This window comes from Pseudomonas sp. GW821-FHT02H09, assembly GCF_059421425.1.
This window is the reverse complement of the sequence record NZ_JBWKVA010000009.1, coordinates 106,863-126,253: the sequence shown is the minus strand read 5'-3', so window position 1 is coordinate 126,253 and position 19,391 is coordinate 106,863. Positions and strand designations below refer to the sequence as shown.

23 protein-coding genes, 1 tRNA gene and 1 pseudogene are annotated in these 19,391 nt (G+C 57.7%); 8 read left to right on the top strand and 17 right to left on the bottom strand.

The window, feature by feature from the left end:
• Nucleotides 1-11: 11 nt before the first annotated feature.
• Entirely contained in the window at nt 12-893 is an 882-nt protein-coding gene (gene cynR, locus AC07VR_RS14485) for a transcriptional regulator CynR (protein ID WP_495011596.1), read from the bottom strand.
• 108 nt (nt 894-1,001) lie between these two features.
• Between cynR and AC07VR_RS14480 the strand changes: the two genes are divergently transcribed.
• The 4 genes from AC07VR_RS14480 to AC07VR_RS14465 all read left to right on the top strand — a co-directional run bounded on the left by AC07VR_RS14480 (nt 1,002) and on the right by AC07VR_RS14465 (nt 4,344).
• Nucleotides 1,002-1,661, top strand: a complete 660-nt coding sequence (locus tag AC07VR_RS14480) for a carbonic anhydrase (RefSeq protein ID WP_495011595.1) — start codon at nt 1,002-1,004, stop codon at nt 1,659-1,661.
• Between the two features lie 35 nt (nt 1,662-1,696).
• Complete coding sequence (gene cynS, locus AC07VR_RS14475) at nt 1,697-2,167, top strand: cyanase (RefSeq protein ID WP_494994568.1); 471 nt, start codon at nt 1,697-1,699, stop codon at nt 2,165-2,167.
• A 170-nt stretch (nt 2,168-2,337) separates the two neighbouring features.
• Nucleotides 2,338-3,249, top strand: coding sequence for a DMT family transporter (locus AC07VR_RS14470; RefSeq protein ID WP_495011594.1), 912 nt, complete (start codon nt 2,338-2,340; stop codon nt 3,247-3,249).
• 159 nt (nt 3,250-3,408) lie between these two features.
• Complete coding sequence (locus tag AC07VR_RS14465) at nt 3,409-4,344, top strand: LysR family transcriptional regulator (RefSeq protein WP_494994566.1); 936 nt, start codon at nt 3,409-3,411, stop codon at nt 4,342-4,344.
• 17 nt (nt 4,345-4,361) lie between these two features.
• Here AC07VR_RS14465 and AC07VR_RS14460 read toward each other — a convergent pair whose 3' ends face one another.
• The 7 genes and pseudogenes from AC07VR_RS14460 to AC07VR_RS14430 form a co-directional block, all read right to left on the bottom strand.
• Nucleotides 4,362-4,727 (bottom strand): 5-carboxymethyl-2-hydroxymuconate Delta-isomerase, encoded by a 366-nt coding sequence (locus AC07VR_RS14460; protein ID WP_495011593.1) that lies wholly within the window; start codon nt 4,725-4,727, stop codon nt 4,362-4,364.
• A gap of 81 nt (nt 4,728-4,808) precedes the next feature.
• Nucleotides 4,809-4,940: a hypothetical protein gene (locus tag AC07VR_RS14455; protein ID WP_495011592.1), complete on the bottom strand. Its 132-nt coding sequence runs from the start codon at nt 4,938-4,940 to the stop codon at nt 4,809-4,811.
• A gap of 96 nt (nt 4,941-5,036) precedes the next feature.
• Complete coding sequence (locus tag AC07VR_RS14450) at nt 5,037-5,975, bottom strand: LysR family transcriptional regulator (RefSeq protein WP_494994564.1); 939 nt, start codon at nt 5,973-5,975, stop codon at nt 5,037-5,039.
• Nucleotides 5,965-6,843 (bottom strand): DUF6311 domain-containing protein, encoded by an 879-nt coding sequence (locus AC07VR_RS14445; RefSeq protein ID WP_495011591.1) that lies wholly within the window; start codon nt 6,841-6,843, stop codon nt 5,965-5,967. Before AC07VR_RS14445 ends, AC07VR_RS14450 begins: the two co-directional genes overlap by 11 nt.
• Nucleotides 6,812-7,207, bottom strand: coding sequence for a GtrA family protein (locus AC07VR_RS14440; protein ID WP_494994562.1), 396 nt, complete (start codon nt 7,205-7,207; stop codon nt 6,812-6,814). Before AC07VR_RS14440 ends, AC07VR_RS14445 begins: the two co-directional genes overlap by 32 nt.
• 28 nt (nt 7,208-7,235) lie before the next feature.
• Nucleotides 7,236-7,946 carry a class I SAM-dependent methyltransferase gene (locus AC07VR_RS14435; protein WP_495011590.1) on the bottom strand — a complete coding sequence of 237 codons (711 nt, stop codon included), beginning with the start codon at nt 7,944-7,946 and terminating at the stop codon, nt 7,236-7,238.
• A gap of 2 nt (nt 7,947-7,948) precedes the next feature.
• A pseudogene (locus AC07VR_RS14430) lies at nt 7,949-8,180 on the bottom strand (glycosyltransferase); the annotation flags it as partial.
• A 160-nt stretch (nt 8,181-8,340) separates the two neighbouring features.
• On the opposite strand from AC07VR_RS14430, the gene AC07VR_RS14425 reads away from it, so the two are divergent.
• The gene (locus AC07VR_RS14425; RefSeq protein ID WP_494994560.1) at nt 8,341-8,532 is read left to right on the top strand and encodes a YegP family protein; all 192 of its coding nucleotides are present in this window, start codon (nt 8,341-8,343) and stop codon (nt 8,530-8,532) included.
• 141 nt (nt 8,533-8,673) lie between these two features.
• On the opposite strand, the gene AC07VR_RS14420 is transcribed toward AC07VR_RS14425, so the two are convergent.
• The 5 genes from AC07VR_RS14420 to dapA form a co-directional block, all read right to left on the bottom strand.
• Nucleotides 8,674-8,763, bottom strand: a tRNA-Ser gene (locus AC07VR_RS14420).
• A gap of 83 nt (nt 8,764-8,846) precedes the next feature.
• Complete coding sequence (purC, locus tag AC07VR_RS14415) at nt 8,847-9,557, bottom strand: phosphoribosylaminoimidazolesuccinocarboxamide synthase (protein ID WP_419115063.1); 711 nt, start codon at nt 9,555-9,557, stop codon at nt 8,847-8,849.
• A 49-nt stretch (nt 9,558-9,606) separates the two neighbouring features.
• The gene (locus tag AC07VR_RS14410) at nt 9,607-10,365 is read right to left on the bottom strand and encodes an MBL fold metallo-hydrolase (RefSeq protein WP_495011589.1); all 759 of its coding nucleotides are present in this window, start codon (nt 10,363-10,365) and stop codon (nt 9,607-9,609) included.
• Nucleotides 10,366-10,369: 4 nt separating this feature from the next.
• Nucleotides 10,370-11,485: an NlpB/DapX family lipoprotein gene (bamC, locus tag AC07VR_RS14405; protein WP_495011588.1), complete on the bottom strand. Its 1,116-nt coding sequence runs from the start codon at nt 11,483-11,485 to the stop codon at nt 10,370-10,372.
• A gap of 17 nt (nt 11,486-11,502) precedes the next feature.
• The gene (gene dapA, locus AC07VR_RS14400; RefSeq protein ID WP_495011587.1) at nt 11,503-12,381 is read right to left on the bottom strand and encodes a 4-hydroxy-tetrahydrodipicolinate synthase; all 879 of its coding nucleotides are present in this window, start codon (nt 12,379-12,381) and stop codon (nt 11,503-11,505) included.
• Between the two features lie 329 nt (nt 12,382-12,710).
• Between dapA and AC07VR_RS14395 the strand changes: the two genes are divergently transcribed.
• Nucleotides 12,711-13,271: a glycine cleavage system transcriptional repressor gene (locus AC07VR_RS14395; RefSeq protein ID WP_419115067.1), complete on the top strand. Its 561-nt coding sequence runs from the start codon at nt 12,711-12,713 to the stop codon at nt 13,269-13,271.
• A 10-nt stretch (nt 13,272-13,281) separates the two neighbouring features.
• Nucleotides 13,282-13,755, top strand: coding sequence for a peroxiredoxin (locus tag AC07VR_RS14390; protein WP_495011586.1), 474 nt, complete (start codon nt 13,282-13,284; stop codon nt 13,753-13,755).
• Between the two features lie 49 nt (nt 13,756-13,804).
• Here the strand turns inward: AC07VR_RS14390 and AC07VR_RS14385 are convergent, their stop codons facing one another.
• On the bottom strand, nt 13,805-14,875 hold the full coding sequence (locus AC07VR_RS14385; RefSeq protein ID WP_494994544.1) for an AI-2E family transporter: 1,071 nt from the start codon (nt 14,873-14,875) through the stop codon (nt 13,805-13,807).
• A gap of 31 nt (nt 14,876-14,906) precedes the next feature.
• Nucleotides 14,907-15,146, bottom strand: a complete 240-nt coding sequence (locus tag AC07VR_RS14380; RefSeq protein ID WP_494994543.1) for a sulfurtransferase TusA family protein — start codon at nt 15,144-15,146, stop codon at nt 14,907-14,909.
• Nucleotides 15,147-15,243: 97 nt separating this feature from the next.
• Between AC07VR_RS14380 and AC07VR_RS14375 the strand changes: the two genes are divergently transcribed.
• Complete coding sequence (locus AC07VR_RS14375) at nt 15,244-16,677, top strand: M48 family metalloprotease (protein WP_494994542.1); 1,434 nt, start codon at nt 15,244-15,246, stop codon at nt 16,675-16,677.
• A gap of 76 nt (nt 16,678-16,753) precedes the next feature.
• Here the strand turns inward: AC07VR_RS14375 and AC07VR_RS14370 are convergent, their stop codons facing one another.
• Together AC07VR_RS14370 and AC07VR_RS14365 are read right to left on the bottom strand one after the other, a co-directional pair.
• Nucleotides 16,754-18,184 carry a DegQ family serine endoprotease gene (locus AC07VR_RS14370; RefSeq protein ID WP_494994541.1) on the bottom strand — a complete coding sequence of 477 codons (1,431 nt, stop codon included), beginning with the start codon at nt 18,182-18,184 and terminating at the stop codon, nt 16,754-16,756.
• Nucleotides 18,185-18,428: 244 nt separating this feature from the next.
• Nucleotides 18,429-19,388, bottom strand: coding sequence for a MucB/RseB C-terminal domain-containing protein (locus AC07VR_RS14365; RefSeq protein ID WP_494994540.1), 960 nt, complete (start codon nt 19,386-19,388; stop codon nt 18,429-18,431).
• Nucleotides 19,389-19,391 lie beyond the last annotated feature (3 nt).

Genomic DNA, 19,391 nt, shown 5'->3' with positions numbered 1-19,391 from the left:
TTGCAGATTGACTAAACATTCCCCCGCTGCTCGACCAACTCGACAAACGCCCCACACGCGGCACTTCGGTAAGCGCCCTTGCGACTGAGCAGTGCCACGGTGCGTTGCAGCAACTCGGGATCAAGTGCCAGCGACTGCAATCCCGTCTGCTCGTGGGCGATGGCTTGCGGGAGAATGGTCGCCAGCTGGCTGCGGCGCACGATTTCGATTATCGCGCTGATGGAGTTGGCTTCAATGGCGATGCGTGGTGCGATGTTTTGCTCACGGCAGTACCGGTCGATGTGCTGGCGGGTGGCAAAGTCACCACTGAGCAAGACCAGCGCCTGCTCACCCAGAGCGTGAGCACTCAGCGACTGTTGCCCGGCGAACCCCGGATGCACATCACTGACCACCAGGCTCAAGGTTTCGGCGAACAGCGACTGAGATTCGATATCGGCCAAATGCTCACCGCTGAATCCAATGCCGATATCCAGGCGGTCTTCGGCCAGCGCCGCCTCTATACGGTCCTGAGTCATTTCCTCAACGCTCAGGTTGATCGCCGGGTAGAGGTTGTTGAAGCGGGTCAGCAACGGGCCGATCAGGTACGCGGTGAAGGTCGGGGTCATCGCCAGACGCAACGCCCCCCGGCTCAGATCCTGCACGTCATGCATCGCCCGCTTGGCCGCCTGTAGATCCTGCAAGGCCTGCCGCGCATAACGCACATAAGCCTCACCGGCGTCTGTCAGGCGCACGCAACGCCCCGAACGGTCGAATAGCGGCGCACCGAGGGAGTCCTCCAGTTGCTTGATCTGCTGCGACAGCGTCGGCTGGGACACATGCAGAGCTTCAGCGGCTCGAGTGAAGTTGCGATGCTCGGCGACCGCAAGCAGGTAACGAATATGGCGTAGCAGCATGGGCGCTCAACTATAGGCCTGACTTATAGAAACAATAATAAGCCAGTCTTGGACGCTATAACTGAAAACTTTCATCCTTGCCCCATCAGCAACGCAAGGAGAACCACCATGCAAGACATCATCGACGGCTTCCTCAAGTTCCAGCGTGAGGCCTTTGCGCAGCGTAGCGAACTGTTCAAACAACTCGCCACCACACAAAGCCCCGGCACCTTGTTCATCACCTGCTCGGACAGCCGGGTGGTCCCGGAACTGCTGACTCAACAAGAACCTGGCGGCATATTCGTGATCCGCAACGCCGGCAACATCGTCCCTTCCTACGGCCCCGAGCCGGGCGGTGTCTCGGCCACGGTTGAATACGCAGTCGCCGTACTCGGCGTCAGCGACATCGTGATCTGCGGCCATTCCGACTGCGGTGCAATGACCGCCATCGCCACCTGCAAATGCCTTGACCACTTACCGGCCGTCGCCAATTGGCTGCGTCACGCCGAGTCGGCCAAGGTGATCAATGCCTCTCGTACTCACGCCTCAATTGAAGACCGCCTGGATTCGCTGGTGCGGGAAAACGTCATTGCCCAACTGGCCAACCTCAAGACTCACCCCTCGGTCGCTCTGGCCCTGGAGCAAGGTCGACTGAACCTGCACGGCTGGGTCTATGACATTGAAAGCGGTTGCATCGCCGCCCTGGACGGCGCGTCCCAACGCTTCGTTTCCCTCGCCGAACACCCGAAAACCTGCGCGCTGTCCAGCAAGTTGCAACGCGCCGCCTAACCCACAACTCTTGCATCACTAAAGAGGAAATCATCATGCTGCAATCCCAATTCGCTCAAGCTCCACGCCTGGCCCTGGCCGACATCATCATCGACGCCAAGGCACGCAAGAATCTGTCCTGGCAGGACCTGACCGACGGCACGGGCCTGAGCCTGGCTTTCGTGACCGCCGCCCTGCTCGGTCAACACCCGCTGCCGGCTGAAGCAGCCGATGTGGTTTGCGACAAACTCGGCCTGGACCAGGACGCCAGCCGTCTGCTGCAAAGCGTGCCATTGCGCGGCAGCATTCAGGGTGGCATCCCGACCGACCCGACCGTCTACCGCTTCTATGAAATGCTGCAAGTCTACGGTTCGACCCTTAAAGCCCTGGTCCACGAGCAATTTGGCGACGGCATCATCAGCGCCATCAACTTCAAACTGGACATCAAGAAAGTCGAAGACCCGGACGGCGGTTCCCGTGCAGTGATCACCCTGGATGGCAAGTACTTGCCGACCAAGCCATTCTGATAGACCGCCAGGAAGGTTCTATGAACCTTCCTGGCCCTCAGGATGCTCACCACTACCCCCTCACCTGATTTTTCAATAACCGCAGCAAGTTTTTGATTTGCTGCGCTGCCGCATACCCTGCCTAATCACACGCTTATCACTCAACGCCTGATGATGGAAAACAATCGAAGATGAAAAGCGTTAGTTTCGCCACCGCCAACGCAGGAATGCTGATCTGGGCGCTGTTGATCGCTGCCTCGTTTTTCGCCGCTGCACAAGTCAGTCAGGCTATCGATCCAATCCTCCTGACCGGTCTGCGACTGCTGTTTTCGGCATTGATGTTTTTGCCGATGCTGCTGTTGAAAGGCACCACCCCTATGACTGCGCGCGGCTTGCTCAGCCACGCAGCCCTTGGATTATTGCTGGCAGTGTATTTCGGTTCGGTGTTCGAAGCCCTGCGCTACACCTCTGCGGTCAATACCGGGACGATGTTCACCCTCGTGCCATTGATGACGCTGCTTTTCGAAGCCTTTCTGATGCCCAACAACAGCGTTAGAAATCGCTTGCTGCCCATGCTGATCGCAGCGGCCGGCGCAGTGCTGCTGATTCTCAAAGGCGCAGGTCCCGGACAGCTGCCTTCGCTCTACGCAGTCCTGGTGTATGGCGTCGGGTGTCTGGCGATGGCCTTTTACTCGCCCCTGAGCCAGCGACTCAAAGACCACAGCCTCAAAGGTCGCGGCCCGGTGGCCATGACCTTCTGGAATATGCTGTTCGGCTCACTGTTTCTGTTTGTCTTCTCCCTGCTCAGCGGCGGCTGGCGCACGGGTTCGCTATTGGCGATCAGTGATTTCTTCTGGCTGGTTTACCTGGCGCTGTTCGCCACACTCGCTACTTTCTGGCTGTTGCATCGGGCAATCGGTGTCATTGCCCCGTCCACGGTGATTTCCTACGTTTACCTGAGCACGCTGTTCATCACCTTGTTCCATTGGTTCTGGCTCAGACAACAACCGCTGCTGATAGAACTGTTTGGCGCACTGCTGGTGGGGATCGGAATGCTCGCGCTGGTCATCTCCAGCCGACGCTCGGAACCTGCAACGGCGTAAGAGCGGGCGATGGAGTGCGCAGGTCGCCTTACCTGCATTTTGTGACCCACTGCTGACCACGAAATTTCCCACGAGGCATTCTCTTGGGACTATCGTTCCGTTACCCTTTTACTTACGTGTTGCGCTCAATCGGCGCAAGGGGCTCATGAGACGGATCTGATGCTGAACAGCAACTTGCTTAGAAAGCTCGACATGCAGGACCTTATGGTCTTTATCGCTGTTTATGAACAAAGCAGTGTCACCGGCGTGTCCGAAACCCTCTATGTCAGCCAGTCCACGGTCAGCTATTGCCTGAAAAAGCTGCGTACCAGCTTCGAGGACGAGTTGTTCATCAATACCCGAACGGGTATGCGTCCGACCTGCAAAGCCACCACCATGTACGGGCACGTGCTGAAAATTCTTGAAAGCATCAATCTGTGCCATTCCGGTGTTCAGGCCTTCGATCCAACCCAAAAAGCCGTGACGTTCAACATTTGCGCGCCGGAATACTTCGAACTGCTGATACTGCCGCGACTATTGAAAAACTTCGATTTCGCCGACCTGCCGGTGATCGTCAATGTGCAAAAGCTCGAAACCGACATTCCCGCCGATGAACTGCGCGACGGCAGTCTCGACCTGGTGATTTGCTTCGGCCCCAACTTTCACCGCAGCCACAACGACTTCAAATCCCGGATGCTGGTGGAAGATGACCTGGTGTGCGTCTTCGATAAACGCGCGACCCCGCTGGAACCGCGCTTCAGCCTGCAATCGTTTGTCGAGCGTCGTCACGTGTTTCCCACGCCGTGGACCTCCGATACCAACATGGTGGATGGCTGGCTGGCCCACCAGGCGCATAAACGGCAGATTGTCGCGCGGTCCAACAGCTACAGCGCAGCACTCAAGATGATCACCGGCACCGACTTCATCCTGACGCTGCCACGGCGCATTCAAACGCTTCTGGCCAATGACGCAGTCTTCAGCCATTGCGAAGCACCGAATGGCTTGCCGGGGTTCACCCTCGACATGCGGTGGAGTGAAGCCAGCGATCAGGACAGCGCCAATACCTGGCTCCGTGAGCAAGTGCTCAAAGTCTGCGTGGAACAAGGCTTGCTCTGAGCCCGGAAGCTCGCCTGTCAGTGGCCGATAGCCGCCTTGGTGTAGGACTCACGATCGATATCCAGAATCTCCACGCACAACTGCACCTCTACATCGGCCGGCCATTCACACAGGTCCTGTAGCACGGCCAACAGGCTTTGCGACAACTGCTTCTTGATCTCGGCCGAACGTCCGCTCAACAGCGCCAGCTTCACATGCACAAAAGCACGTTCGCCCAGTCCGGTACCGACCCGAAATGCTCCCACCTGCACCGCTCGGCTCTTGATATCGAACTCCGCCGTAAACTGCCCGGAAGCCACCAACGCATGGTTGAGTCGCGACAATGCCTTGTCGGCATCGAGCGCTGGCAGGTTGGGGGTGTATTCCATATGCAGGTGAGGCATGGCGATTATCCTGATCGGGTAAAGGAAAGGTCGTACATATAACACAGACCAGTCCTGCTCCACCTGAGCACTAGTTAATGCTCAGGGGCAGCCACTGAGTCGCGCAGCGCAAGGCTTTCCCACGCAGCAACCGTAATCAGCACCGCCGACCGTGCCGGCCTTGCCACTGTCGTGGCTGCCGCGCCCACGCAACAGAGAACGGGAACTGCTCATGGGGTGGATCTCCGGTCAAATCCTGAGGGGTAACGCTACACAGCAAAACAACCCAGCCTCGAGGTATCAAGCAGGTCCCTGCGCATTGCGTTAGCTTCAGAGCGACTTGATGTCCTGTATTTCGGACAAACCACGTTCGCTCATAAACGCTTCCAGCCGCGAACGCAGCCAGCGCTCGGCCGGGTCGGTATCGACATGACTGAGCCAGACCATGGACAGGTCCAGTGTCGGCGTCTTGAACGGGAACGGCTCGCAGAACAACTGACCTGAAGCGGCCATGGCCGCGGCCGTGTAATCCGGCAGGCTGGCGATCATGTCGGTCCCGGCGAGCAATGCCGGCAAGGAGCTGTATTGCGGTACCGAGAGCACCACCTGGCGTTTACGACCAATTTCCGCCAACCATTCATCTGCGAAACCGCTGACATTGGCCGTGTGAGAAACCAGCACATGCGGCCGTGAGCAGTATTCATCCAGGGTCAGCGGGGTTTCAGAAGCGTCCGCGCGCAACACGCTGGGTTGAATATGCCTGAGCAATTTGCGCTTGGCATTAGCCGGCAGGCCGCGGGTCTGGCTGATGCCGACGGTGATGTCGCCGGACGCCAGCAAGTCCGGGATACGCCAGTAATCGACGTGTTGGACGACGAACACCACCTGCGGCGCCTCTTGGCGCAACGCGCGCAACAACGGCGGCAGCAAACCGAATTCGACATCATCGGACAGGCCAATGCGGAAGGTCATGGTGCTGCTGGCGGGATCAAAATCGTGGGTCAGGCTCAGAGCGACCGACAACGAATCCAGCGCCGGCGAGAGATGCTGAATGATCTCCTCGGCCCTTGCCGTCGGCTCCATGCGATGGCCAACCCGGATGAACAGTGGATCGTTGAACATCGTGCGCAAGCGATTGAGCGCCGAACTGATGGTGGGTTGCCCAAGAAACAGCTTCTCCGCCACCCGCGTCACATTGCGCTCAAGCATCAGCGTTTCGAACACGACCATCAGGTTGATGTCCGCCTTGCGCAGTTCGTTACGATTCATCTGCTATCCCCAGTCTCCAAGACTGCGGGCAGTGTAGAAAGGCCTGGGGGTTGGCGTCTACCTGCCTGCGCAGAAGATCACCCAGACCGTCACCGGATCCCGACGCACTTGAGGCGCTGGCCAACGCCTGCAGTCCTATCGCCAGCTTGCGTCCATCCTCGCCCTGTTTCAGCAAGGGTATAAGCTTGAGCGGATTTGTTGCGCTCATCTGGAGGCAGTCTGCGCATTGCTTCCAGCCCGGCGCAAGAATATTCAAACCATCGATTTGGGCCAGAAGATCGGTGTTGGCATCAATGCTGATGGCCGCCTGAAGCAGTGCCCGCTCATCCAGAACATACAGTGAATCCGCGTCATACTTCCCGGTGGCAAGGCGATGGGAGCTAGCGTAATCCGCCAGCGCAAGCCAATTGGGCGAGTAATTCTGCGGACGGACCCAGCGAACCTTCTGGTAGTGAGAAGCAGCGCTCTGCCAGAACGGATCAACGAGCGCGGTCTTTGCCGATGCTGGCGGCACCATCAGGAAATTACCTGTGCCTGCCCAGCCTGCCCGGGTATCCGTCACCTGTATCACCAGTGCGACGGCCAACAGACAGAGGGTTGTACGCGGACTGTGGCCCCGAACAACAACATAGATAACGGCGAAGATAGTCACGTAGAAAACCGGCCAGAACATTCGCCCCGACGCCCGGAAAACATTCGCGGCAGCCGCTACAAACGCGGGCAGAGGATAGTCGAACTCGAAGGGGCCGATACCGACTTTGTTGGAGACCGCGAAAAGTGCTAGCCCCCCATAAGAACAGGCAACAGGGTGATCGCCAGATGCTTTCCAGAAAGCTTCATCGATAAGTCCAAAAGTTATGCAGTACAAAGGTGAAAGCGGGAATGGTCAGCGCTACTGCAGCAATTCCCAGCAGATAATGAAGCCCGGCCATTTGGGCGGCCCAGGCCACCAACATCGCAAGTAAAAAACCTGCGCCCGAGACCATCATGAAGCGCACCAGCGTCCGGCCGTGCAATCGGCTGGAAAAACTCCAGGTGGTATTGATCACATAAGAAGCCACGGTCGCTACAGCGAACGCCGCGCCGTTGGCCAAGGGCGGCAGGGGTAACACATAGTTGATGAACAGTACGGCAATGAGTGCATGAAGGGCCGTGACGAACAATCCGGTCACGGCAAAACGCCGGGCACGTTTGATCAAGGCTGACTTGTCAGTGCCTGTCTCACGGCTCATTGCTTGTCACTCAAGCAGCAGCGCGACGTCACGGCTTCTGCGCCAGACAGAACACCGTCAGACCAGCCAGACGGTTCGCACCCATGAAGGGAAGCTCGACACTACACAACATCTTCAACAGCGTATTGACCAGCGGATGATGCCGCTTGAGTTGCGAGCGCGGTGGCGACGGTTGTGCACTTTTTGGCAGTAGCCGCAGGGTTGCCGCAATGGGGAAGACCAGGCCGAAGTAGTAAGCTCCGTGCCTGACCGTCAAACCAGCGTCCCTGGCCACCGTTTCCAGTTGCGGCAGGGTGTAACGCCGTTTGTGCTCGAGAAAGTCATCGTGCCCGCTCCAGAGAAACTGATATGCCGGAACCGTCATCAGAAAACGGCTGCCGGACGGGACTTTATCGACGTAGGCCTTGAGCAATCCGACGTCGTCATCGACATGCTCCAGCACGTCCATCAGCAGTACCAGGTCGGCATCGACCGAGTCGATCGAACGACGGTAGTGCACCGGTTTCCCGGCGATTGTGGCGTCCGAGTCCGCCTCATAGCTAATGTCCACGCACCAGGCCTCACTGGCGAGTGTATGGCTCAGCAGATGATGGGAAAAGAACCCCGAACCGGCGCCCACATCAAGGATCTTGCGGCTCTCTGCGCCCTGAAGCAGGCGGATCATCGCCGCCGCTTTTGAACAGTAATACCAATGCTGCTCGATGCTAGAACCGAGGATGTCGGTTTCCTTGAGATCCATGCTCAGTCCTTGGCGTTGTAGACGCGACGCACCAGGAAAACCGGGCGGCGTTTTGATTCGATGCAGGTTCTGCCCAGGTACTCGCCCAGCCCCCCGATACCGATCAATTGCAGGCCACCCAGAAAGGTGACGGCAACTATCAACAATAGCGTAGCCCGGTACATCGATCCCGGTAAACAACGTCCGCAACACAATGAAAGTGGCGAACGAAAAAGAAACTGCGGCGGTTTTGGCCATCCAACGTACCGGCATGTCAGCGTCAGTTGCACTGCCGAAAAGACTTTCCAACTATTAGAAACAAAAACCTGACAGCCAAAAAAACCACCTTCGCTATGCTTGCTTCGATGCGTCACATAGGCTGTCGCAATTAGATCAATCGCATGGAGCGAGCAGTATGTATTTTGAGATTTACAGGCAATCCCAAGGCACCCCAAGCACCGGAACAGGACAATGGCGCTGGCGGTTGAGGGCGGGAAATCACGAGATAATCGCCAGCGGCGAATCCTACATCAACAAGGCTGATTGCTTGCACGCAATCGGGCTGATCACAAGCACCCAGAGCGATATCCCGGTGAAGGAAATCTAAACCCGCTGGCCGATGCCGAAACTGTTCAGGAGCAATGAGCCGCTTGGGCATGCTTCGAACAGTCGATGATGCGAGCATGAGCAAACACCGGAAAACGAAAAAGCCCCGTAGCTTATTCAGCTACGGGGCTTTTTCTGTGTATGGCGGAGAGATAGGGATTCGAACCCTAGGTACCGGTGAAGGTACAACGGATTTCGAATCCGTCCCATTCGGCCACTCTGGCATCTCTCCAACGGCGCGCATCATAACAGCACAGTTACTGGAAGCGAAGCCCCCAAGCAAAATTTTTCCGTGCTATCAGATGCTTGCGTCGATTAAAGCGGTACGCCGAGACGCTTGGCAACTTCTTCGTAGGCTTCGATGACGTCACCGAGGCCTTGACGGAAGCGGTCTTTGTCCATTTTCTTGCCGGTGGCTTTGTCCCACAGACGGCAACCGTCCGGGCTGAATTCGTCACCGAGGACGATTTCGCCGTGGAACACGCCGAATTCGAGTTTGAAGTCGACCAGCAGCAGGCCAGCATCGTCAAACAGCTTGCTCAGGACTTCGTTGACCTTGAGCGACAGCTCTTTCATGCGAACCAGTTGCTCAGCCTTGCCCCAACCGAACGCCACGACGTGGGATTCGTTGATGAACGGGTCGCCCTTGGCGTCGTCCTTGAGGAACAGTTCGAAGGTGTAAGGCTCAAGCTTGAGGCCTTCTTCGACGCCCAGGCGCTTGACCAGGCTGCCGGCTGCGTAGTTACGCACGACGCACTCGACCGGGATCATGTCGAGCTTCTTCACCAGGCATTCGTTGTCGCCCAACAGTTTGTCGAATTGGGTCGGCACGCCGGCTTCTTCGAGTTTCTGCATGATGAAGGCGTTGAACTTGTTGTTCACCATGCCTTTGCGGTCGAGCTGCTCGATGCGCTTGCCGTCGAACGCCGAAGTGTCGTTGCGAAACAGCAGGATCAAACGGTCAGCGTCATCGGTCTTGTAAACCGATTTGGCTTTGCCGCGGTAGAGTTCTTCACGTTTTTCCATGATGGGCTCCGCTTGCTAAGTAGGTGGGCTAGGCGCCCCGTTTGGGACACTAGGCGATATGCCGCCAGTCGAGCCCTGAATCTTGATCGGCCAACTGCAGCCAGTCCGGGTCGCACCCGAGGGTGTCGACAAAACATTGCCGGGCCAGCTGCGGCAGGTTGTTCTTGCTGCTGAGATGGGCCAGCACCAAATGCTGCAAATCTTGCCATCCCAACTCGTCCACCAGGCGTGCGGCCTGATGGTTGTTCAAATGTCCCGTTTCTCCGCCCACCCGCTGCTTGAGAAAGTACGGGTAGTGGCCTCGAGCGAGCATGTCGCGGCAATGGTTAGCCTCGATCATCAACGCATCCAGATCGCGATAGCCGTCGAGCACAGTGGCGCAGTACGAGCCCAGATCGGTCAACAGACCGAAACGCCGTTGACCATCACTGAAGACGAATTGCGTCGGCTCCTGCGCATCGTGGGATACGGAGATCACGCTGATACTCAAGGCACCAACCTGAAATTGCTCGCCACCCGCCACGAAGCCCGTCGGCTCAACAGGTTTGCGCATCCCGCGCAACGTACCGCGACTGAGGTAGACCGGTAGATTGTAGCGCCGAGACAGTAAACCCACGCCATGCACGTGGTCGGCATGTTCGTGGGTTACCAGTATGGCGCTCAGCTGCGTTGGGTTGACACCCAGGCGCAGCAGGCGCCGCTCGGTTTCGCGCAAGGAGAAACCACAATCCACCAGAACGTACGTCTCATCACTGGCTATCAGCGTGCCATTTCCTTGGCTACCACTGCCGAGAACGGCGAAACGCATCTGATCAGCCCAGGTTGTCCTGAATCACGCTCAACACTTTGCGCGCCACTTCAGCCGGCGCAACGGTATTGATGTTTTTCTCGACGGTGACTTGTACCGTGTCGCCAACCTTGCTCAGGCGAACCTGATAACGCTCGGCGCGGGCTTCGACTTCTTCTTTGGCGGGTTTGCTGCCAAACAGCTTGCCGAAGAAACCTGGTTCGTCGTTTTTCTTCTCGGCTTTTTCAGCGAGGTTGATGTAGTACAGGCCCAGGCTGCGGTTGATGTCTTCAACACGCCATTCGCCATGCTCCAGCGCACGACCGACACTCGACCAGGCGCGATCGAGGTCTTCGCTGAGGTTGAGCACCACGTTACCACTACCGTCTTCGGTGAGGCTGACGCGGTTAGGCGTATCGAAATCACGCGCGGCCAACAACGATACCGATCCACCCTTCTCGGAGCTGCGGCTCATGCTGGCAAGCATTTCGTCGACCAGTGCGGCGTCCAGACCGGTATTGACCGAACGGCTGGTGAAATCCACATTGGTCGTGCTGCCGGCTGGACGCTCGGCACTGACCACATAGACCTCACTGGTGTTGCGCTGCACGCCCGGCTCGATACGAACCCGCACACGGGTTTCGCTGCCGGATGCCACTCCAGCACTGCTCAGGCGTTTGGCCATCGAGGCGGAAAGTTCGTCGGAATGCTGCCAGGCGGTGGTGAACTCGCCGGTTTTCGGACGCTGTTCATCGAGACGGAAACCGTTATCCTGGAAGAACTGCACGGCCACTGGCCAGACTTCAGCGGGTGGACGCTGGGCCATGACCCAGCGCGAGTCAGCGCTTTTCTGCAGGCTGTAGTCGCTGGCCTCGGCCACGGCCGACAACGGCTGTGGACGCGGTACTACGTATTCGCCCTTGGTGGTGTCGTCGGCCACGTTACGCGGGATCGGCAACAGCGGGTCGAAACGCTTGGAAGTGCTGACATTCGGCGGCAATTGCATTGGCGCAGTTTGTTTCGACTCCAGATAATCGCTACCGCGGTCACGGAAGTAGCCTTCCGAGCCCCAAAGCCAGCCGCAGCCACTGGTGCTGGAAATAATCAAGGCAAGTGCGGAAAGTCCGGCCAATCGCTTCATGCGTAGTACTTCCTCAATTAAACCAATACGCCGGACTGGCGCATGGCCTGTCGCAGCGGTTCGTGACAGGCAGCACTGAGCCAGGTGAGCGGCAGACGGATACCGTCCGGCATCAGGCCCATCTCGTGCAGGGCCCATTTCACGGGAATAGGGTTGGATTCGATAAACAGGGTTTTATTGAGTGGCATCAGCTTTTCGTGGATCGCACGGGCAGTCACGGCATCGCCACGCATCGCAGCGGCGCACAGATCGCTCATGGCACGCGGGGCAACGTTGGCGGTTACCGAGATGTTGCCTTTGCCGCCGAGCAGCATCAGCTCGACCGCGGTCGCGTCGTCACCGGAGTACACCAGGAAGTCGTTGCTCACGCCGGCCAGGATGTCCTTGGCGCGTTGCAGATCACCGGTGGCTTCTTTGATGCCGATGATATTTGGCACGGTAGACAGGCGGATCACCGTCTCGGCCAGCATGTCGCACGCAGTACGGCCCGGCACGTTATAGAGAATCTGCGGGATATCGACCGCTTCGGCGATGGTGCGGAAGTGCTGATACAAACCTTCTTGCGTCGGTTTGTTGTAGTAAGGCGTTACCAGCAGGCACGCGTCGGCGCCAGCGTTCTTCGCATTGGTAGTCAGTTCGATCGCTTCGCGCGTCGAATTGGCGCCTGTGCCGGCGATTACCGGGATACGCCCTGCAACTTGAGCTACCACGCGACGAATCACTTCGATGTGTTCGTTCACATCAAGGGTGGCCGACTCACCTGTAGTGCCGACCGCCACGATGGCGTTGGTGCCCTCTTGCAGGTGGAAGTCCACCAGTTTGCTCAGACTGTCCCAATCGAGACGACCCTGTGCATCCATGGGTGTGACCAGTGCCACCATACTGCCCGCAATCATGCAACCGCTCCTGCCGGAAAAAGAGAACGGTAATGGTACTGGCGCCAAGATGCTTGTACAAGCGAAGTACTACGCTCGCGCCATTCCCCTGAGCGATGGTTTTCGCTACCCTTCAGACTTTGATCGGTACTGATAAGCTTGTACGCCGGGTTCCAGCCTCCCTTTTCGGCATCCGAAGCCCTCGATTCCCCGTTGCCACCCCTCGCTCTCGTCTCACTGGAGCTCGTCGCAACCTCTGGATTCAGGGTTTCTGAATTCGTATCCGGACGCTCGCCCCCCAGTACTCGAGCCCGTAAAGTATCGACCGCTCATCGTATTAGGAATGCTGCATGTCCACCCCCACAGTCCGCGAACAATTCCTTGTCATCAGTGCCCTCGGCGCCAACCCCATGGAGCTGACTAACGTCCTGTGCCGCGCCAGCCATGAAAATCGCTGCGCCGTGGTGACCTCCCGCCTGACTCGCCATGGCGAATGCAGCGCGTTGGTCCTGCAGATTTCAGGCAGCTGGGACGCCCTGGCGCGCCTGGAAGCCGGCTTGCCCTCTCTTGCCAAGAAGCACGCTTTCACCGTTAACGTAGTGCGTAGCGCTGCGCTGGAAAATCGTCCCGAGGCATTGCCTTATGTGGCGTATGTCAGTTCGGCCTATCGCTCGGATATCGTCAACGAGCTGTGCCAGTTCTTCATCGACCATCACGTCGAGCTGGAAAACCTGACCTGCGACACCTACCAGGCCCCGCAAACCGGCGGCACCATGCTTAACGCAACGTTCACCGTGACCTTGCCGGCCGGCGTGCAAATCAGCTGGCTACGCGACCAGTTCCTGGATTTTGCCGACGCGCTGAACCTCGATGCGCTGATCGAACCGTGGCGCCCTCAGAACCCAATGTAAGGAAACTTTCATGGCCGTTGCTATCGACCAACCCGTTGCCGACTTCGAAGCGCCTGCCACCAGCGGGCAAACCGTCAGCCTCGCAGGACTCAAAGGCAAACAAGTGGTGATCTACTTCTACCCGAAGGACAGCACACCCGGCTGCACCACTGAAGGTCAGGGTTTTCGTGATCAGTACCCCGAGTTCAAGGCTGCCAACACCGAAGTGTTCGGCGTGTCCCGCGACAGCTTGAAGTCCCACGAGAACTTCAAGTGCAAGCAGGAGTTTACGTTCGAACTGATCAGCGACAAGGACGAGGCCCTCTGCCAACTGTTCGATGTGATCAAACTGAAAAAGCTCTACGGCAAGGAGTACATGGGCGTAGACCGCAGCACTTTCCTGATCGACAAGGATGGCGTCCTGCGTCAGGAATGGCGCGGTGTGAAAGTACCCGGCCATGTGGATACCGTGCTGGCTGCAGCCCAGACCCTCAACAAGATCTGATCCTGTTTAAGCGATGGGCTGTCCGCCAGGACGCCATCGCGGGCAAACCCTAGAGCAAGGGCGCTACAACCGGCTCCTTGCTCGGCCAGGCATCCAGCACCGCCTTGAACAGGGTAGCCAGAGGAATTGCGAAGAAAATCCCCCAGAAGCCCCACAACCCGCCAAACAACAGCACCGCACAGATGATCGCCACCGGATGCAGGTTGACCGCCCCCGAAAACAGCAGCGGCACCAGCACGTTGCCGTCCAGCGTCTGAATAATCCCGTACACCGCCATCAGATAAATGAACTGATCGCTCCAGCCCCACTGGAACAGCGCAATCAGCATCACCGGCACGGTCACTACTACCGCGCCGACGTAGGGCACCACGACCGAAATCCCGACCAACAGCGCGAGCAATGCCGCATAGTTCAGACCCAGCGTCACAAAGGCAATGTAAGTAATGCCGCCGCAAATAAAGATTTCGATAACCTTGCCGCGAATGTAATTGGCGATCTGACGATTCATTTCCTGCGCAACCCGGGTGATCAACGCTCGCTCGCGGGGCAGATAGCCACGGACCCATTGCCCGATCATTTCCCGGTCCTTGAGGAAGAAAAACACCAGGATCGGCACCAGAACCAGGTAGATCATGATGTTGACCAGCAACGGCAGACTGGACAGCGAGAACGTCAGCGCCCATTGACCGAACTTGCCAATCTCACCGCGTGCCACTTCGATGGCCTGCAACACCTGCTCGTCGGACACCAGATGCGGATAACGCTCCGGCAGCAGCAATAGCAGTGATTGCCACTTGGCGAGCATGCCCGGTAACTCGTTGAACAAGGTGATCAACTGATGCCAGAGCAACGGCACGACCACCACGATGAACACCAGCAGCACGCCCATGAACAAGGCGAACACCGTACCCACCGCTGCCCCGCCGGGCAAACTCAGGCGTTCAAGCGTGCTGACCAGCCCTTGCATCAGGTAGGCCAGCACCATACCCGCCAACACCGGCGCCAGCATGCCACCCAAGGTCAGTACTGCAGTAAAAGCCAGAAACAAGAGAACGGCCAGGACCACGGCCTCCTCATCGGAAAAGTAGCGCTGAATCCAGTCGCGTAACACTTTGAACATCAATGATCCTTATAAATGGGCGCTGCAGGTTTCAGGCTTTACGCAGCCAATAGCGATAGACGCCGTCGTCATCTTCTTCTCGAAGCAGCGTATGACCTGCCAAACGGGCAAAGGTGCGGAAATCGCGCTGGGAACCTGCGTCAGTAGCAATCACCTTGAGCACCGCACCGCTGGCCAGGCGATTGAGTTCCAGCTTGGCCTTGAGCAATGGCAACGGGCAGTTCAAGCCGCTGGCATCAAGTTCGGCGTCGTGCGTTAAAGCGTCGGTCATTACTTTGCTCCTGACAGGCATTCAAGCCGCCTAGAATATCTGGTCCCGAGCCAAGTGTCCGGCTACAGTAGGCTCTTTGTCGACTAAGGCTTTGTGCATGACCTTTTTGCGCCCTACCCTGCTGACGCTCGCCTGCCTGCTCGCCTCACCAGGCTTCGCCGACGACCTGCCGTCACTTGGTGACGCCAGCTCTGCCATCGTCTCACCGCAACAGGAGCACCAATTGGGCCGTGCCTGGCTGGCGCTGTTGCGCAGCCAGGTGTCGCAGCTCAACGACCCGCAACTCAAGGACTACGTCGAGTCCAGCGTCTATAAACTGGTGGAAACCAGCCAGGTCAATGACCGGCGTCTGGAGTTCATTCTGATCAATAGCCCGCAACTCAACGCCTTTGCGGCGCCGGGCGGGATCGTAGGGGTCAACGGCGGGCTATTTCTCAATGCCCAGACCGAAGGCGAATATGCGTCGGTGCTGGCTCACGAATTGGCTCACTTGTCGCAACGCCACTTTGCTCGCGGCGTAGAAGCCCAGCAACGCCTGCAAGTGCCAATGATGGCAGCCTTGCTGGCCGGGATCGTGATCGCGGCCGCCGGTGCCGGTGATGCCGGGATTGCGACCATCGCCGGTACCCAGGCTGCGGCGGTTCAGGAACAGCGACGCTTCTCGCGCCAGAACGAACAGGAAGCCGACCGCATTGGCATTCTCAACCTGGAAAAAGCCGGTTACGACCCGCGCTCCATGCCAACCATGTTCGAAAGGCTCATGCGCCAGTACCGCTTCGATGCCAAACCGCCGGAATTCCTGCTGACTCACCCGGTCACCGAATCGCGGATCGCCGATACCCGCAACCGTGCTGAACAATCCAAACCCGGCGGCACCGAAGACAGCCTGCGCTATCAATTGATTCGCGCACGGGTCCAGTTGAACTACGAAGGAACCCCGGGGCTGGGCGCCAAACGCTTCCGTGCTCAACTCGATGAAAACCCGAACAATGAGGTGGCCCGCTACGGCCTGGCGATCGCCCAGATCAAAGGCAGTCAGTTCAATGAGGCACGAGAGAACCTCAAACAACTGCTGGCCAAATCACCGAACGACATCACCTATAACCTGGCGCAGATTGACCTGGACATCACCAACAACCGCCTGCCAGATGCCCAATCACGAGTCGATCGGATGCTCAAGCAGTATCCGGGCAACTATCCGCTGAACCAAGTGCGTGTTGAATTGTTGCTCAAGCAGAACCACCCCGCTGACGCCGAAAAAGCGCTCGAGGCTCTGCTCAAGACCCGTCCGGACGATCCGGATGTCTGGTACATGGTGGCGGAAACCCGCGGGCTATCTGGCAACATCATTGGCCTGCATCAAGCCCGTGCCGAATACTTCGCGCTGGTCGGCGATTACCGGCAGGCGATTCAGCAACTCGACTTTGCCAAACGCCGCGCTGGCACCAACTTCCCCCTGTCCTCAAGAATCGATGCCCGACAAAGGGAGCTGATGGACCAGGAACAAATGATCAAAGACATGATGCGCTGACCTTTATCCCGCCCACAAAAAAAGCCCGTCTCTTTCGAGACGGGCTTTTTAATGCCGCGAATAACCGGTTACCCGGTTATTCAGCCAGTTTGAAGGTAATGAAGCTGGCACGACCTTGACGTAGAACCCGCATCGACACCGAACGATTCTTCGGCAGCGCCTTGGCGATCTCGGTAAATTCCTTGGCCGAACCAATTGCCTGGTTATTCAAGTGAGTAATCACGTCGCCCGGCTGCAAGCCGATCAAGGCGGCAGGACCATCCTGAACTTCCTTGATGACTACACCACCCTTGAGGTCGTAGGTCTTCTTCTGCTCATCGGTCAGCTCAACCACAGCAACACCCAAACGGTTGCTGCTGCGCTCGACACCGGATTTAGGCAGGGCGTCCAACTCTTTACCTTCTTCAGGAATAGCGCCAACGGTCAGCTCGACGTTTTTGCGCTTGCCCTCACGGACGACTTCAAGCTTAGCCTTGGAGCCAGCCTTGAGTGCGCCCACCAGATGCGGCAGATCCGCAGACATGACAATCGGCTGATCATTCATGCTCAGGATCACGTCGCCCACTTGCAGGCCACCCTTGGCCGCCGGGCCGCCATCCTGGATCTGTGCCACCAGCGCACCGGCGGGCTTCTCCAGACCGAAGGACTCTGCCAGGTCTTTGTTCACTTCCTGGATCACCACCCCCAGCCAGCCACGGCTGACTTTGCCGCCGCTCTTCAGCTGATTGGAAACGTCCATCGCAACATCGATCGGGATAGCGAACGACACGCCCATGAAGCCGCCGGAACGGGTGAATATCTGCGAGTTGATCCCGACCACTTCACCGGCAAGGTTGAACAGCGGACCGCCGGAGTTACCCGGATTGATCGGCACGTCAGTCTGGATGAACGGCACATAGTTTTCGTTCGGCAGACTACGACCGATGGCGCTGACGATGCCTTGGGTCACAGTGTGATCAAAACCAAACGGCGAGCCGATAGCGACAACCCATTGCCCGGCTTTCAAGTCCTGGGATTTGCCCAGCTTCAGAACCGGTAGATCCTTGCCTTCGATCTTCAGCAGCGCCACATCGGAACGCGGATCAGTGCCGATCAACTTGGCTTTCAACTCACTGCGATCAGCCAGCCGCACGACGATTTCATCCGCATCGGCGATCACATGGTTGTTGGTCAGGATGTAGCCGTCAGGCGAGATAATGAAACCCGAACCCAGCGATCGGGCTTCGCGCTGACGATCACCACGTGGCGAACGCGGCTGCGGCATGCCGTGCTCGAAGAACTCGCGCAACATCGGTGGCAAGCCTTCCAGATCAGGCATTTGAGCCGAATCGGAGACCTTGCGATCAGGGAGTTTTTGGGTGGTGCTGATATTCACCACCGCGGGCGAAGCTTGTTCGACCAGCTGCGTGAAGTCAGGAAGCTCAGCCGCCTGGGCGGCGACCGTCTGACCCAGCAACAACACAGTGGCGACAATGGATAGATAAGACTTCAAACGTGGTATCGACATACGGCTCCCGTTACAACGAGCATGGTTAAGCGATATGGAGCAAGAAACACCGGGAAAATATACGCCGGTACTTTTGTTCCGGGAACAACAAACAAGGCCAGAGCCGAGGACTCTGACCTATAGAAAAATTCTGGATTCTTTGCAAGTTGAAATACTCACCAAATATTTCGACATCTCAATTGTGGAGTAGACATTGCTGAACTCTTGCACAACCAAACGCTTTGATGAGCATTACTTCAGCCGCTCACTGCTTGGACGCAGTGGCATCGGTGCGCATGGAAAGCGCAATCCGCTCAGCGGTGCCGATCGGTATCTCGCCAACCACCGTCACCATCACCTCACCCTCCGGCGTGGTCAGTCGTCGCGAAACCGCAACGGTCGGGCCTAGCTGAGTTCGGGTATCGGTGACTACCGCACCGTTGAGTGGCTCAAGGAACACCGAGAATCGTGCCAGGCCATCGTCATACATCAGACTATTGACCAGTATCTTCGTGTCCGGATCCTTGCGGGCAGCGCTGCTGGTCAATTCGAATCCTGGTGGCAACCAGTCTGAATGCCAAGCCTGCGCAGTCTTCACTGCCGAAGCCTTGTCGCTGTCGAGAACCACAGGCTTGCACTCGGCACTGGCTTGCAGCTCGCCGTCCTTGGGCACATCACCAGTATTGAGCTGGGTAAACTGGAACCGCTCAAGCAATTGCCCTTTGTCATTCAACAGCAATGACTTCAACGGCAAGCCTGTTTCACGGTCCAGATGGAGTTCGAAACCATACCGATGCTGATCACGAGGAGTCAGCGAAACTATGACTGCCGGTCGACCGGCCACGCGCGACCTGCCAATAACGGCAAGGTCATACCAATTCTTGAGCTTTTGTGGATCAAGTGCACGAGCGGTAGAGTTGGGAGCATCTCCAAGCCCTGCTATCAGTGTGCCACTGACGCATTGAGTATGCCCATCAATGCGCACGACCTCCTGAGCTGAGCCGTCGAGCTGAATCAAACGCTCGAGGACCTTGCCATCCTGGACGCGGTGCCAGATGTGATGGGAAGAAAAACTACCGTTACGCTCGTAAACGAAAGTACCGTGAAAGCTTTGCTGTTGCTCGGCCTGCCCCAGACGGGTCAACCAGTCCTGGGCTTCATCGGCATGGGCTGGAACAATGAACCAGCCACCAAGCAGAAGCGTAAGTAGAGGTATGGCGCGCATGAT

What these genes read in the sequence shown, in the direction of transcription:
- cynR (WP_495011596.1), bottom strand. Translation starts at nt 893, where the DNA reads ATGCTGCTACGCCATATTCGTTACCTGCTTGCGGTCGCCGAGCATCGC.
- AC07VR_RS14480 (WP_495011595.1), top strand. Translation starts at nt 1,002, where the DNA reads ATGCAAGACATCATCGACGGCTTCCTCAAGTTCCAGCGTGAGGCCTTT.
- cynS (WP_494994568.1), top strand. Translation starts at nt 1,697, where the DNA reads ATGCTGCAATCCCAATTCGCTCAAGCTCCACGCCTGGCCCTGGCCGAC.
- AC07VR_RS14470 (WP_495011594.1), top strand. Translation starts at nt 2,338, where the DNA reads ATGAAAAGCGTTAGTTTCGCCACCGCCAACGCAGGAATGCTGATCTGG.
- AC07VR_RS14465 (WP_494994566.1), top strand. Translation starts at nt 3,409, where the DNA reads ATGCTGAACAGCAACTTGCTTAGAAAGCTCGACATGCAGGACCTTATG.
- AC07VR_RS14460 (WP_495011593.1), bottom strand. Translation starts at nt 4,727, where the DNA reads ATGCCTCACCTGCATATGGAATACACCCCCAACCTGCCAGCGCTCGAT.
- AC07VR_RS14455 (WP_495011592.1), bottom strand. Translation starts at nt 4,940, where the DNA reads ATGAGCAGTTCCCGTTCTCTGTTGCGTGGGCGCGGCAGCCACGACAGT.
- AC07VR_RS14450 (WP_494994564.1), bottom strand. Translation starts at nt 5,975, where the DNA reads ATGAATCGTAACGAACTGCGCAAGGCGGACATCAACCTGATGGTCGTG.
- AC07VR_RS14440 (WP_494994562.1), bottom strand. Translation starts at nt 7,207, where the DNA reads ATGAGCCGTGAGACAGGCACTGACAAGTCAGCCTTGATCAAACGTGCC.
- AC07VR_RS14435 (WP_495011590.1), bottom strand. Translation starts at nt 7,946, where the DNA reads ATGGATCTCAAGGAAACCGACATCCTCGGTTCTAGCATCGAGCAGCAT.
- AC07VR_RS14425 (WP_494994560.1), top strand. Translation starts at nt 8,341, where the DNA reads ATGTATTTTGAGATTTACAGGCAATCCCAAGGCACCCCAAGCACCGGA.
- purC (WP_419115063.1), bottom strand. Translation starts at nt 9,557, where the DNA reads ATGGAAAAACGTGAAGAACTCTACCGCGGCAAAGCCAAATCGGTTTAC.
- AC07VR_RS14410 (WP_495011589.1), bottom strand. Translation starts at nt 10,365, where the DNA reads ATGCGTTTCGCCGTTCTCGGCAGTGGTAGCCAAGGAAATGGCACGCTG.
- bamC (WP_495011588.1), bottom strand. Translation starts at nt 11,485, where the DNA reads ATGAAGCGATTGGCCGGACTTTCCGCACTTGCCTTGATTATTTCCAGC.
- dapA (WP_495011587.1), bottom strand. Translation starts at nt 12,381, where the DNA reads ATGATTGCGGGCAGTATGGTGGCACTGGTCACACCCATGGATGCACAG.
- AC07VR_RS14395 (WP_419115067.1), top strand. Translation starts at nt 12,711, where the DNA reads ATGTCCACCCCCACAGTCCGCGAACAATTCCTTGTCATCAGTGCCCTC.
- AC07VR_RS14390 (WP_495011586.1), top strand. Translation starts at nt 13,282, where the DNA reads ATGGCCGTTGCTATCGACCAACCCGTTGCCGACTTCGAAGCGCCTGCC.
- AC07VR_RS14385 (WP_494994544.1), bottom strand. Translation starts at nt 14,875, where the DNA reads ATGTTCAAAGTGTTACGCGACTGGATTCAGCGCTACTTTTCCGATGAG.
- AC07VR_RS14380 (WP_494994543.1), bottom strand. Translation starts at nt 15,146, where the DNA reads ATGACCGACGCTTTAACGCACGACGCCGAACTTGATGCCAGCGGCTTG.
- AC07VR_RS14375 (WP_494994542.1), top strand. Translation starts at nt 15,244, where the DNA reads ATGACCTTTTTGCGCCCTACCCTGCTGACGCTCGCCTGCCTGCTCGCC.
- AC07VR_RS14370 (WP_494994541.1), bottom strand. Translation starts at nt 18,184, where the DNA reads ATGTCGATACCACGTTTGAAGTCTTATCTATCCATTGTCGCCACTGTG.
- AC07VR_RS14365 (WP_494994540.1), bottom strand. Translation starts at nt 19,388, where the DNA reads ATGCGCGCCATACCTCTACTTACGCTTCTGCTTGGTGGCTGGTTCATT.